Source organism: Parafrankia discariae (assembly GCF_000373365.1).
GTDB classification, from domain to species: domain Bacteria; phylum Actinomycetota; class Actinomycetes; order Frankiales; family Frankiaceae; genus Parafrankia; species Parafrankia discariae.
This window is the reverse complement of the sequence record NZ_KB891283.1, coordinates 1-12,757: the sequence shown is the minus strand read 5'-3', so window position 1 is coordinate 12,757 and position 12,757 is coordinate 1. Positions and strand designations below refer to the sequence as shown.

Genomic DNA, 12,757 nt, shown 5'->3' with positions numbered 1-12,757 from the left:
AACCTGAAGATGGTCTCGGTCGAGAGCGGCATCGGCTGGATCCCCTTCATGCTCGAGGCGATGGACTACGAGCTCGAGGAGAACGCGCCGGAGTACTTCCACAANCTGCAGAAGCTGCCGTCGGAGTACTTCGCCTCGAACTGGTACGCGACCTTCTGGTTCGAGAAGGGCCGCGGCGACCTCCAGCACCTCGTCGACACCGTCGGCGAGGACAACATCATGTTCGAGACCGACTTCCCGCACCCGACGAGCCTGCACCCGAACCCGCTCGGCCTGGTCGGCGAGACGATCGCCACGCTCCGCCCCGAGACGCGGCGCAAGGTCATGGGCGGCAACGCGGTCAAGCTCTACCGCGTCTGACCCAGGCCGGATCACTCAGGGTTCACGAGGCCGGTCCGGCGGTCGCCCGCCACGCCGCCGACGGCTCCTCGATCCGGTAGAGCCGGGTGGCGTTCTCCCAGAGGATCTTCCGGCGCGCGCCGGCGGCGACGTGCCCGAGGCCGGAGGTGATGGTCTCCTGGATGTTCCCGAACAGGCAGGTGGTGTGCGGGAAATCGGTCTCGAAGAGGATGTTGTCGATCGGCATCAGGTCGAGGAAGTGCTTCGGGGCCAACGACTCGAACCAGTAGGTGACGAAGACGCTCTGCCGGAACAGGTCGGACGGCAGCATGTCTCCCGGCTGGCGTTCCCGGCCCGGGCGGAACGCGCCGAGCCAGCTGTAGTCGGTGGCCTCGAGCATGAACGGAAGCCAGCCGATACCGCTCTCCACCGAGACGAACTTCAGCTCGGGATAGCGGGACAGCACGCCCGACGTGATCAGATCCGAGCACTGGACGCCGTTCTTCATGAACAGGCTCACCGCGCAGTAGGCCTGCGCCCCGTTCACCCCGTGCTGGGCGTAGCGCTCCGGGGTGGACAGCTCCAGGGTGTCTCCGGCGCTGCCGATGTGGAAGTGGATCGGCAGGTCGGCCGCCCGGGCGACCTCCCAGAGCGGGTTCCAGTGCGGTGAGCCGAGCACGGGCAGCCCGTAACGCTGCGGCTCGCCGGTGAACAGGATGCCGCGCGCGCCCAGCGGGACGCACCGCTCGATCTCCCGAACGGTCTCGTCGATGTCCCAGAACGGGGTGGCGACCACCGGCAGCAGCCGGCGCAGGTCGGCCGAGGACCAGTCGAGGAGGAAGTCGTTGTAGGCCGAGACGCACAGCAGTTTGAGCGTGTCGTCCTTCAGTTTCAGGAAGTTCTCGCTGCCGAACCCGCCCACGTTCGGGTAGAGCACCTGGGCCCAGATGCCCGCCTCGTCCATGTACCGCAGGCGGGCGTCCGCCTGGTAGGCACCCGGGTGGCAGTCCTCGTAGGTCTGCGGGTACTCGGGCGGGAACGTCGGCCAGCCGGCGGGGGCCGTCACGCCGACCGGGGCCAACCGCTCCCCGTGGAGCACCCAGGTGTCCGCCGTGCCCTGCCGCACCACGTGCGGGACGTCCTCGCGGTATTTCGCCGGGACCCGGGCGGTCCACACGTCCGGCGGCTCGGTGATGTGGCTGTCCGCGTCGATGATCAGTTCTGGCGCTGCCATTTCCCCTGCTCTCCTGGTTTCGTCCCGATAGCCTCAAGAACCATCATCAGCGCATGGCCCGCGGCCGTCTTTGCGCATTCGGTCAGTTTCTTGTTCGTTTCGGCGTGGCCGCTCGGCCGGAGCACTCGGCGGAGGCCTTTTCGGGGCCGAGTCAGGAATCCGTTCCGGCGAGTCGCCGAACGCCTTTCTTGCGCACGGCGACGTCTCCGGTGGCGCACGCCCGGCAGGCCAGCCGTAGCTCGACGAGATCGCGGCGGCGCGCACCGGGCAGTCGGTTCTCGAGAGCGTCGCGTTCCTCTTCGTCCGCGGGTGTCAGGTGCTCGGCGCCACTGAGTACCTCGACGTGGCACACCGTGCAGCTGGCCTGGCCGTGGCACACGGTGGGCCAGTGATACCCGAGCCGCCACGCGGCCTCGATGATCGTTTCGCCAGGCTCGGGGGTGAGGTCCGCGCCGAGGGGCTCGACCCGGACCAGCGGCCGCCCGGCCCGCCCGCCGTCCGGCCCGGTCACGTCGCCACAGGGTCGGCGGAGACGACGTGCGCCGCGTGCTTCATGCCGATGTAGGAGAAGACGCAGCTGTTCCCGATGCTGGCGCCCGCTCCCAGATAGGTGCGCCCCATCACCGACGCGGTGCAGTTCCCGGCGGCGTACAGACCCGGGATCGGGTCGTGGTCGGTGTCGAGCACCCGGGCGAACTCGTCGCAGAGCAGCCCGCCGCTCGTCCCCACATCGCCCGGGTAGAGCTCGACCGCGTAGAAGGGCGCCTTCTCCACGGGCGCGAGCGAGGCGTTCGGCCGGTTGCCGTAGTCGCCCTGGTACCGCTCGTGCGCGCCTTCGCCGCGGTGGAAGTCGGGGTCGGTGCCCTGCCTCGCGAACCCGTTGAACCGCTCGACCGTGGCGGCCAGCCCGTCCGGGTCGATGCCGCACGCCCGCGCCAGTCCCTCCAACGTGTCGGCCCTCTTCATGTAGCCGCTGGCGATCCACTCCCCGGGGGTGTTGGCACGGAACGCGAACAGGTAACGGCCGCGGTGGCGGGAGTCCATGACCAGCCAGCTCGGAATGGACTCACCGGCGGTGTTGTGCGCGTACATCCGCCGCCCGGCCTCCATGTAGGAGACCGCCTCGTTGAAGTACCGCCGGCCGGCCCGGTCGACGATGATCGAGCCCGGCTTGCTGCGCTCGCCGGTGTGCAGGCTCGGCCGTCCGCCGGGCTGGATGGAGGCCGGGATCCACAACGCCTCGTCCATGAGGTCGACGGCGGCACCGACCCGCTGGGCGGCCTCGATCGCCTCACCGGTGTCCCCGGGGTTGGCGATGGTCCACGACCCGTCGTTCGGCTGCTTCGAGTAGCGCCGGCGCAGGTCGGCGTTGCGGGCGAAACCGCCCGAGCTCAGCAGCACGCCGCGGCGGGCCCGGATCCGGACGGTCCGCCCGTCGCGGCTGGCCACGACGCCGGCCACCCGGCCGTCCTCGACGATCAGGTCGACCAGCCCGGTGTCCGTCCAGACCGTCGCCCCGGCCGCCAGCGCCGCCTCCAGGGCCTGCGCGACCAGGGCCGCGCCGTTGGCCAGCCGGGCCTGTCTCCGGAGCCGGCCCACGGCCGTGCGCAGCCCCACTCTGAGAGCGGTGCGCACGGCCCTCGGCCGCCGTTTGATCAGCTGGAGGGTGGACGCCTCGCGAGTCATCACGACGATGCCCAGCGCGGCCGTCATCCCCGGCATCAGTTTCTCGCGCCACGGGCCGAGCCTCCTGGCGTCGGTCACCGCGGGTTCGATGGAGCGGCCGCGGGCACTGCCGCCGCGGATTCCCGCCACCTGCGCGTAGTAGTCGCTGTAGCCTTCGCACCGCTCGAAACGCAACCCCAGGCCCTGCAGGAAGCGGACCATGTCGGAGCCCTCGGTGATGTAGGCGATCCGTCGCTCACGCGACGAGGCGGGGCCGACGTCGCCCACCACCGACTCGAAGTACGCCAGCGCGTCCTCCAGCGAGTCCGGGACACCGTCGGCCCGCATGAGCGGGTTGTCCGGCAGCCACAGCACGCCGCCCGACATGGCCGTGGACCCGCCGATCATCGACTGTTTCTCGATCACCAGCGTGTCCAGGCCGCTCGTCGCCGCGGCCACGGCGCCGCACAGACCACCACCCGATCCCACGACGACGACGTCGGTGGTCCGGTCGTATGCGGCCTGGTCGTACGTGGTCCCGTCGTCAGCGGTGCTGTCCGAGTCCGCCACGGTGAACCCCCACTTGAAGCGATCGGGATGACGTTGCCGGTGGTGAGCGGGAACCCGCTAGCCGGCGAGATAGCGGTCGAGTTCCGCGTGCATGTTGCCGATGGCCGGCTCCCACCGGGCCGCGAGACGATGCTCGCGGAAGCCGCGCGAGTGCAGGCCGCGCTGCTGGCGTCCGATGTTGCCGAAGTCCTGGCGTGGGATCAGGCCCCAGTTCTCGGTGTCGTCGGGGGCGAAGCGCCCTTTCAGCGTCGCCCGGCCGGGCTCGGCGCCCTCCGGGTACATGGTCAGCGACCACACCTCGAAGCGGCACTTCTCGGGGTCGTTCCCGTACGGGCGGACCCGGTAGGACAGCGCGTTGCCGTACAGGGGAAGCACCATGAAGTTCGGGAAGAGGAACACCTCACCACCCCAGAGACGTATCCCCTCGGGCGTCGGGCGCAGCGGGATTCCGGCGCCGGCGGCGTAGTCGAACAGCGCCTTGATCGCCGCGGTCGGGAAGTCCTCACCGGGCGGCACCAGCTTCCGGAGTCCCTCGAAGACGTGCAGGTCCCGCTCGAGGGTCATCGCGTCCTGGCCTTCCCACAGCAGCCGGGAACGCGCGAGGAAGGCTTCCGCTCCGCGCCCCTCCGAGACGCCCCCGGCCGCGGGGTCGAACTTTCCCTGGAAGCGGGCGTGGCCGTTCGCCAGCGCGGTGTAGTCGACGGTTCCCACCGGATAGTCCTCGCCCATCCCGAAGGAGAGCTGGGGATGCGTCGCCATCACGTGGTAGCCCTCGTGGAAGGCCTCCTGCGCGACTTTCCAGTTCGCGTCCAGGATGGTTTCCTTCCACCACCACACGCGCAGGTTCTCGACGCCGACCGTCTCCAGAATCTCGGCTCCGGGTGACAGCGCCTCCCGCAGCGGTCGGGCGTGCTCGTCCATGTTGATCCACACGCAGGCGCCCCACGTGTCGACTCGGCACTCGCGCAGCCGGAGGTCCTCCGGGCGCAGCGTCTCCGGCGCGAAGCCGTCGGCGCCGTACACGAACGAGTTGCTGCCGTCGAGGTTCCAGCGCCAGCCGTGGAACGGGCACACGATCTGGCCGCCGAGCAGCCGCCCGGAACCCGTGCACAGCTGGGTGGCCCGGTGCCGGCAGGCGTTGTGGAAGGCCCTGATAGACAGATCGGGCTGCCGCACGATCAGAACGGACTGGTCGCAGATCTCGTACTCGACGAAGTCGCCGGGCCGCGGGATCTCCTCCAGCCGGCAGGCCATCTGCCAGACGCGCGGCCACAGATACTCGTTCTCGAGCTCGAAGAAGTTCCGGTCGTAATAACGCTCGCGTGGTATCCGTAACGGGTCCCGGATGGCGAACGGAACATCCCGGGCCGGGCTGTGGGCGGAGTCCCGGGAAGGATCGGCCCGGCGGTCGTCGGTGACGGCCATCGGCGTACACCTCCTTTCAGCGCCGGCGTCGGACTGTCCGGGCCGGCGGACGCCTGTCAATGTCGGTGTCAGCCGAGGGCTCTGATCGTCCCGATCTCGGCACCGATCTCGTAGACGGTCTCCACCGCGCCGCTCCAGTGCACGGTTCCGGACGCGCCGGCTTCCACCTCGGTCTCAGCCTTGTCCGTCGCGATGATGAACAGCGGGTCACCCTCCTCGACCCGCGCCCCCTCCGCCACGAGAAGCTCGATCAGCTCAGCCTCCGAGATCGCGACCGATACCCGTGGAATACGGATCGTGAAGTCAGCCACGTGCGCCTTCCCTGGTGGTTTTCCAGCGCAGCGTCCGGTGGACCGCCGCGATGATCTTCGCGGAGTTCGGGTAGATCTGTGACTCCAGCGCCGGCGGTGCCGGGTTGGGTACGAAACGGGCACCCACCCGCTCCACCGGTGCCGCGAGGCGGTCGAACAGCTCGTTCTGGATGATCGCGGCGATCTCCGCTCCCGGTCCGGCGAACTGCACCGCGTCGTGCACCACCACCGCCCGCGTCGTCCGGTGCACCGACTCGAGGATCGCCGCCGTGTCGAGCGGGACGAGGGTGCGCAGATCGAGTACCTCGGCGCTGATCTCCTCGCCCGCGAGCGCCTCCGCCGCGCCGAGTGACTCGACGACCCCGCGGCCGTAGCTGATCAGGGTGACGTCGGTGCCGGGGCGCTTCACGTCCGCCTGGCCGAGCGGGATGGCGAACCCGGGGTCGACCGGCACCATTCCGCGCTGGCCCTGCAGGCGGATCGTCTCCAGGAAGACGCACGGGTCGTCGTCGAAGATCGCGGAGGTGAGGAGGCCCTTGCCGTCGCGCGGCGTCGAGGGAACGATGACCTTCAGTCCCGGGATGTGCATGAACCACGCCTCCAGCGACTGCGAGTGCGTGGCGCCGGTACCGAGCCCGCCGTAGACCTGGGTGCGCACGGTGATGGGCGCGGTGGTCCGCCCCCCGGTCATGAACCGCATCTTCGCCGCGTGGTTGACGATCTGGTCGGCGGCGATCCCGATGAAATCCATGATCATGATCTCGGCGACCGGGCGGAAGCCCTCCATCGCGGCTCCGATGGCCGCGCCCACGATCGCCGCCTCGGAGATCGGGGTGTCCAGCACCCGCTCGGTGCCGTACCTGCTCGACAGGCCGGCGGTCGGACCCGACGCCCCCGGGTCGGCGATGTCCTCACCGATCAGGAAGACGCGCTCGTCACGCTCCAGCGCCTGGTCCAGGGCGAGGTTCAACGCCTCGCGCATCGTCATCCGTCGTTCGTCCACGTCCACCTCATTTCCAGGTCACGTCCGATGCGGGGTTTCCGGGCCGCCTCCGGTGCGGAACACGCGTCCCGGGCGGGCGACCGCGCTAACCGCGCTAGGCCGGGCAGTTACGTGGGTCGGCGTACACGTCCCGGTCCAGCTCGTCGAGTGCCGCGGCGGGTGCGGTCAGGACGGCGGCCAACGCCTCGTCGACCGCACTGACGGCCGCCGCCTCGATCCCGTCGAGCTCGGCCGGGTCGCAGACCCCGTCGTCCGACAGGCGGGACCGGAACCGCGGGAGGGGATCGGCCGCGAGCGCGGCTGCCAGCTGCTCCGGCGGTATGTACGCCATGGGATCACCGAAGTAGTGACCGCGGAATCGGAACGTCACGCATTCCAGCAGCGTCGGACCGGCGCCGGTTCTGGCCCGGTCCACGGCCTCCCGCAGCGCGGCGACGACCGCGAGCGGGTCGTTGCCGTCGACGCGGACACCCGGCATCCCGTACCCACCCGCCCGGTCCGCGACCTGGGCGATCTTCATCGTGTGCCCGGTCGGCGTCATCTCGGCGTACTGGTTGTTCTGGCAGAGCAGCACCAGCGGCAGGTCCCACAGCGCCGCCATGTTCGCCGCCTCGTGGAAGGAGCCGGTGTTCGTGGCCCCGTCACCGAAACTGGCGACCGTCACCCGGTCGAGGCCCCGGCGCCGCGCCGCCATGGCCAGTCCGACCGCGACCGGGGGGCCCGCGCCCACGATCCCCGTCGACATCATGAGGCCGGAGTCGGGGTGCGCGATGTGCATCGTCCCGCCCTTGCCGCGGCCGGCGCCGACCTGGCGGCCCAGCATCTCGCCGTAGATCTCGACCAGCGGCACGCCCTTCCCGATCAGGTCGTGCAGTCCTCGGTACGTCGTGACCAGCTGATCGTCCGAGCGGAGCACCACGCCCATCGCGGCGGCGATCGCCTCCTGGCCACGGGAGGGCCAGTACACGCACTGCAGCTCGCCGGAGGCGATCCCCCGGCTCAGCCGGTCGTCGGCCGCCTTCATGAGGGTCATCAGCTCGTACAGCAGGCGCCGGGCGTCGACCGCCGGCCCCTCCGCTGGGCCCTCCGCCCGCCCCGCCGGCCCGGCGGCTCGCTCCGCCGGCCCGGCGGCCCGTTGCGTCGTCACGGCGCCTCCTCGTCGAGCAGTTGGTTGGTCAGGACGCCGACCTCCTCGACCTCGCACACCATGTGGTCGCCGGCGGCGGCGTCAGCGGCGGGCGGTGGCGTTCCGAGCGTGACGACGTCGCCGGGAAACAGGCTGATCCGCCGGCTGACGTGGCTGAGGATCTCGCTCGGCGCGAACCGGTAGTACCGGGTGTCGCCCGACTGGACCTTGCTCCCGTTGAGCGTCCCGGTGATCGCCAGCCCCTCGAGGACGCGGCGTTCGGTGAGATCCCGCCGGATCCACGGACCCCACGACGCGAACCCGTCGATCGACTTCGCGGTCGCCCACAGGCCGGGCGCCACGTACTCGGCCGCGGTGACGTCGTTGAGGACCGTCCAGCCGAAGATGGCCGCGGCCGCCTCGGCCGGTGACGCCCCGCGCAGCGGACGACCCACGACGACGGCGAGCTCGGCCTCCATCTGCACCGGCCCGGTCAGCGCCGCGGGCACCCGGATCGGCGCGTTGTCGCCGCTGACGAACCCGCACGCCTTGGGCACCCACATCGGTTGAAGCCCCGGCGGGCGGGACGTCCCCGGTTCGAGGAAGCCGCCCATCACGGCGATGAGCCGGACGTCGGACAGCGGCGCGCCGAGCACGAGATCCGCCAGCGGCAGGGACCGCCCGACCCGGCGGAATCCGTCCAGCAGGCCGCCCGAGAGCAGGTGGAAACGATCATCCACCACCTCCCCGAAGCACGAGGTGTCGCCCATCAGTGCACGACCGAGCAGCATTGCCAGGCCCCTCTCGCCCGGAGGAATCGCAGTCACCGGACCCGCGGACCGGTCCGTGGACCGGCCGCACGGCCCGGCCCCGTGGGCCGGCTCCGTGCCCGGCCGTCGGCCGAGGCCGTCAGCCCGGCGGGTCTGCCGGCGGCGCCCTGCCGGTTCATCATCGGCGGCGCCACGGTGACGGTCTTTGCGCATCCGGCCAGTTTCCTGCTACTTTCGGTCACCTTGGCGCGCCCCGGCACCTGCATTACCGTCACCCCATGACGCTCACCGCAGGTACCCTCGGCACCTTGCCCATTTCGGCCGACGTCCGCGGTGAGGCCGAGGGCAGGCCGGTCATCCGAGCCGGCACGTACACCCTCGAGGTCCGGGACGACGTGGTCACCGGGTGGCACTCGCACGACCTGCACCAGATGGAGTACGCGTTCGAGGGCGTCGTCGAGGTCGAGACCGCGACGGCGCGCTACCTTCTCCCGCCGCAGCAGGCGGTGTGGATTCCGGCCGGCACGATTCACTGCAGCACCTGGAGAAACGTCAAGGCCGTCTCAGTGTTCTTCGACCCGGTGATGGGCCTGCCAGCGGGCGACCGGGTCCGGATACTCGCCGCCGCTCCGGTGATCCGGGAAATGGTCCTTTACGCCAGGCGATGGCCGATCAGGCGGGCGGCGACGGAACCTATGGCGGAGGCCTTCTTCGACGCCCTCGCCCACCTTGTCGTCGAATGGCTCGACCACGAGACCCCGCTGTGCCTGCCGAACACCCCCGACCCGCTCGTCGCCGCCGCCATGGAGTACACCAACAAGCACCTGGCCGACGTCTCCCTGCCGCAGCTGTGCACGGCCGTCGGCACCTCGGAACGGTCGTTGCGCCGGGCGTTCCTCGCCGCCACCGGCATGTCCTGGCGCCGGTATCTCCTCGAAAGCCGATTACTCAGGGCCATGTCACTGCTCGCTCAGGACAGCCAGAAGCAGACGATAATCACCATCGCCCTCGCCGTCGGATTCCAGAGCGTGAGCGCGTTCACCCGGGCCTTCGGCCAGTACACCGGGGAGACGCCGACCGCCTACCGCCAGCGCGTCCGCGGCTGACCGCTCGATGCCGCCCCCCGAACCACCGACGGGCTTCCCACCCTCGACGACCGGCGCCGGACCCCGGCCGAAACGGGCAAGGACTTGGCCGAACCCGCAAAGACGGCCAGGACACCGGCCCCGATGATGGAACTCACAGGGCACCGCTGGAACTGGAGCGGAAATCAGCTGGGGAGGCCACATGAACATGGACGACCTGATCCTTATCAGCGTTGACGACCACGTGATAGAGCCCCCTGACATGTTCGAGGGCTTCATACCGGCGAAGTACGCCGACCGGGCACCCCGGCTCGTCTCGGACGAGGTGAGCGACAAGTGGGTGTTCGGCGAGGGCGAGGCCCGCAGTTCCGGCCTGAACGCGGTAGCCGGCCGCCCGCCTGAGGAATACGGCCTGGAACCGACACGGCTGGCCGAGATTCGGCGCGGCTGCTACGACGTCCATGAGCGGGTCAAGGACATGAGCGCCAACGGCGTTCTCGCCTCGCTGAACTTCCCGTCGATGGCCCGTTTCTGCGGCCAGTTCTTCGCCAGCCGGGCCGACCAGGACGCCGACCTGGCCCTCGCCGTGCTGACCGCCTACAACGACTGGCACATCGAAGCCTGGTGCGGCGCGTATCCGGACCGGTTCATACCGTGTTCGATCCCACCACTGTGGGATCCCGAGCTGATGGCCAAGGAGATCCACCGGACGGCGGCCAAGGGCTCCCACGCGGTCAGTTTCTCGATGAATCCCTACGCCCTCGGTTTCCCGTCGCTGCACAGCGATCACTGGGACCCGTTCTGGGCGGCCTGCGAGGAAACCGAGACCGTGGTGTGCGTGCACATCGGTTCCGGAGCCATCGGCGTGGTCACGGCGCCCGACGCCCCGATGAACGTCGAGATCACCTGCGCCGCCATCAAGACCTTCCCGACCGCGGCCGACCTCGTCTGGTCGCCCATCTTCCAGAAGTTCAGGAACCTCAAGGTGGCCTTGTCGGAGGGCGGGATCGGCTGGATTCCGTACTTCCTGGAGCGGGCGGACTACGCCTACCAGCAGCACCGGGCCTGGACCCGTCCCGAGCTCGGCGGCCGCCTGCCGAGCGAGATCTTCCGGGAGCACGTCGTCACCTGTTTCATCGTCGACGACTTCGGGGTGGCCAACCTCGACCGGATGAACGAGGACATGGTCACCTGGGAGTGCGACTACCCGCATTCCGACAGCACCTGGCCGCGGTCACCCGAGGTGGTGATCGACGCCGTGGCGGGACTGACCGACCTGCAGGTGGACAAGATCACCCATCGCAACGCGATGCAGGTGTACTCGTTCGATCCCTTCTCGATCCGGCCGCGCGAGCGGTGCACCGTCGGCGCGCTGCGCAGGGAGGCCGCCGGTCATGACATCTCGATCGTCTCGCGGGGCCCCGTGGAGCACCGGCTGACCACGGTCGGCCAGTTCGCGCACGCGCACGAGCCCGGCAGGACGGCGTGAGCCCGGCGCCGCTCGCCGGGGCGCGCGTCCTGGAGGTGGCCTCGCACGTGTTCGTCCCGATGGCGGGGGCCGTGCTCGCCGAGTGGGGCGCCGAGGTCATCAAGATCGAACATCCCGAGACCGGTGATCCCTACCGCGGCCTCGTCACCGCCGGCCTGCACAAGTTGTGGAACGGCGTGGACGTGCAGTTCCAGGCCACGAACCGGGGCAAGCGCTCCGTCGCCGTGGATCTGAAGGCGCCGGCCGGCCGGCGGCTGCTGTCCCGGCTCATCGCCGCCAGCGACGTCTTCGTGACCAACCTGCGCGCGGACACCCGCGCCCGGCTGAACCTCGAGCTGGCCGACGTCCGGGCCGACAACCCGGCGGTGATCTACGTACGGGGCACCGCGTTCGGTTCCCAGGGGCCCGACGCCGGCCGGGGCGGCTACGACGCGGGCGCCTACTGGGCTCGCAGCGGCATGCAGCAGATCTTCACCGCCCCCGACGCGCCCTGGCCGGCCATGCCCCGACCGGCGTTCGGCGACGTGGTCGGCGGGCTGTCCATCGCCGGTGCGATCAGCGCGGCCCTGTACCAGCGGTCGACGACCGGCGAACCGGCCACGATCGACGCCTCGCTGCTGGCCTCCGGCATGTGGCAGGTCCAGATGGACCTGGTGAACGCCGCCCTCAACGGCCCCACCGGGCCGGTCGCCGCCCGCGACCGGTACGAGGCCTCGAACCCGCTGATGCTGCCGTACCGCACCGCCGACGGCCGGGTCATCGTCCTGCAGATGCTCGCCCCCGACCGTTACTGGCCCGACCTGTGCAAGAGCCTCGGCCAGCCGGACGCGGCGAACGACCCCCGGTTCGTGGACCAGGTGGCGCGCCGCCGCAACGCCCGGGAGTGCGTCGAGTGGCTCGAGGGCGTCTTCGCCGAGCGCACCTTCGACGAGTGGCGGGCCGTGCTCGCCGAGTTCGACGGCGAGTGGGCGCCCAGCCAGTACCCGCACGAGCTCGCCGAGGACCCCCAGGTGAAGGCCAACGGCCTGTTCACCGAGGTCGACATCGGCAACGGCCATCACCTGCCGCTGGTGGCCACACCGGTGCGGTTCGACCAGCGGCCGGGCCGGGCCGGCCGGGCCCCCGAACACGGTGAGCACACCGAGGCGGTGCTGCTCGACCTCGGCTTCTCCTGGGACGAGATCGGCGACCTCAAGGCCGGCGGAACCATCATCTGATGACCGGTGTGGACAGGCCCATACCCGCGGTTGACGATGACAGCCGCGGCTTCTGGCACGGCGGGGCTGCCGGGCAGCTCCTGATCAGCGTGTGCGCGGCGTGCGAACGGCTGTTCCATCCGCCGGCGCCGATCTGCCCTGGCTGCTATTCCCGGTCGATCTCGTCCCGGCCGGTCTCGGGCCGCGGGACGGTGGTGACCTACACGGTCGTCCGCCGCCCGTGGATCCCCGGCTACGAGCCGCCCTACGTCGTGGCCCGGGTGGTGCTCGCCGAGCAGCCCGATCTGCACCTGTTGACCAACGTGGTCGACTGCGACGTCGAAGCGGTCAGCACCGGCATGGAGGTCGAGGTGACCTTCGAACAGCGAGGGGACGTGTTCGTACCGATGTTCCGGCCGGCCGGGCAGGGGCAGGCTGGGCAGGGGCAGGCCGTGGAAGCGTGGATCGCGTGAGCGCCGATCCCGGGAACATCGAGCGGCGGGCGATCGTGTCCGGTATCGGGCGGTCCGCGTGCGGGCGGCGG

The 12,757-nt window shown here is 70.3% G+C and carries 13 protein-coding genes; 5 read left to right on the top strand and 8 right to left on the bottom strand.

What is annotated here, in order from left to right:
• Positions 1-360 (top strand): amidohydrolase family protein (locus tag B056_RS0133165; protein WP_026240436.1); only part of this gene is annotated, 360 nt, incomplete at its 5' end.
• A gap of 22 nt (positions 361-382) precedes the next feature.
• Here the strand turns inward: B056_RS0133165 and B056_RS0133160 are convergent.
• The 8 genes from B056_RS0133160 to B056_RS0133125 form a co-directional block, all read right to left on the bottom strand.
• Positions 383-1,573, bottom strand: a complete 1,191-nt coding sequence (locus B056_RS0133160) for an amidohydrolase family protein (RefSeq protein ID WP_018506142.1) — start codon at positions 1,571-1,573, stop codon at positions 383-385.
• 151 nt (positions 1,574-1,724) lie between these two features.
• Positions 1,725-2,084: a 2Fe-2S iron-sulfur cluster-binding protein gene (locus tag B056_RS0133155; RefSeq protein ID WP_018506141.1), complete on the bottom strand. Its 360-nt coding sequence runs from the start codon at positions 2,082-2,084 to the stop codon at positions 1,725-1,727.
• Positions 2,081-3,808, bottom strand: coding sequence for an FAD-dependent oxidoreductase (locus B056_RS0133150; RefSeq protein ID WP_018506140.1), 1,728 nt, complete (start codon positions 3,806-3,808; stop codon positions 2,081-2,083). The genes B056_RS0133155 and B056_RS0133150 overlap by 4 nt, the downstream gene beginning before the upstream one ends.
• Positions 3,809-3,865: 57 nt before the next feature.
• A complete protein-coding gene (locus tag B056_RS0133145; protein WP_018506139.1) occupies positions 3,866-5,233 on the bottom strand; it encodes an aromatic ring-hydroxylating oxygenase subunit alpha in 1,368 nt (455 codons plus the stop codon).
• Between the two features lie 68 nt (positions 5,234-5,301).
• A complete protein-coding gene (locus B056_RS0133140) occupies positions 5,302-5,544 on the bottom strand; it encodes a lipoyl domain-containing protein (RefSeq protein WP_018506138.1) in 243 nt (80 codons plus the stop codon).
• Entirely contained in the window at positions 5,537-6,532 is a 996-nt protein-coding gene (locus B056_RS0133135) for an alpha-ketoacid dehydrogenase subunit beta (protein ID WP_076784823.1), read from the bottom strand. The genes B056_RS0133140 and B056_RS0133135 overlap by 8 nt, the downstream gene beginning before the upstream one ends.
• A 109-nt stretch (positions 6,533-6,641) precedes the next feature.
• A complete protein-coding gene (locus tag B056_RS0133130; RefSeq protein WP_154677369.1) occupies positions 6,642-7,580 on the bottom strand; it encodes a thiamine pyrophosphate-dependent dehydrogenase E1 component subunit alpha in 939 nt (312 codons plus the stop codon).
• A 110-nt stretch (positions 7,581-7,690) separates the two neighbouring features.
• Complete coding sequence (locus tag B056_RS0133125) at positions 7,691-8,464, bottom strand: fumarylacetoacetate hydrolase family protein (protein WP_018506135.1); 774 nt, start codon at positions 8,462-8,464, stop codon at positions 7,691-7,693.
• Between the two features lie 257 nt (positions 8,465-8,721).
• On the opposite strand from B056_RS0133125, the gene B056_RS0133115 reads away from it, so the two are divergent.
• From B056_RS0133115 to B056_RS0133100, 4 genes are all read left to right on the top strand, one after another.
• Positions 8,722-9,549 (top strand): AraC family transcriptional regulator, encoded by an 828-nt coding sequence (locus B056_RS0133115; protein WP_018506133.1) that lies wholly within the window; start codon positions 8,722-8,724, stop codon positions 9,547-9,549.
• 181 nt (positions 9,550-9,730) lie between these two features.
• Positions 9,731-11,017, top strand: a complete 1,287-nt coding sequence (locus B056_RS0133110) for an amidohydrolase family protein (RefSeq protein ID WP_026240435.1) — start codon at positions 9,731-9,733, stop codon at positions 11,015-11,017.
• Positions 11,014-12,234 carry a CaiB/BaiF CoA transferase family protein gene (locus tag B056_RS0133105; protein WP_018506131.1) on the top strand — a complete coding sequence of 407 codons (1,221 nt, stop codon included), beginning with the start codon at positions 11,014-11,016 and terminating at the stop codon, positions 12,232-12,234. The genes B056_RS0133110 and B056_RS0133105 overlap by 4 nt, the downstream gene beginning before the upstream one ends.
• Positions 12,234-12,686, top strand: coding sequence for a Zn-ribbon domain-containing OB-fold protein (locus tag B056_RS0133100; protein WP_018506130.1), 453 nt, complete (start codon positions 12,234-12,236; stop codon positions 12,684-12,686). Before B056_RS0133105 ends, B056_RS0133100 begins: the two co-directional genes overlap by 1 nt.
• The last annotated feature ends 71 nt before the right edge of the window (positions 12,687-12,757 follow it).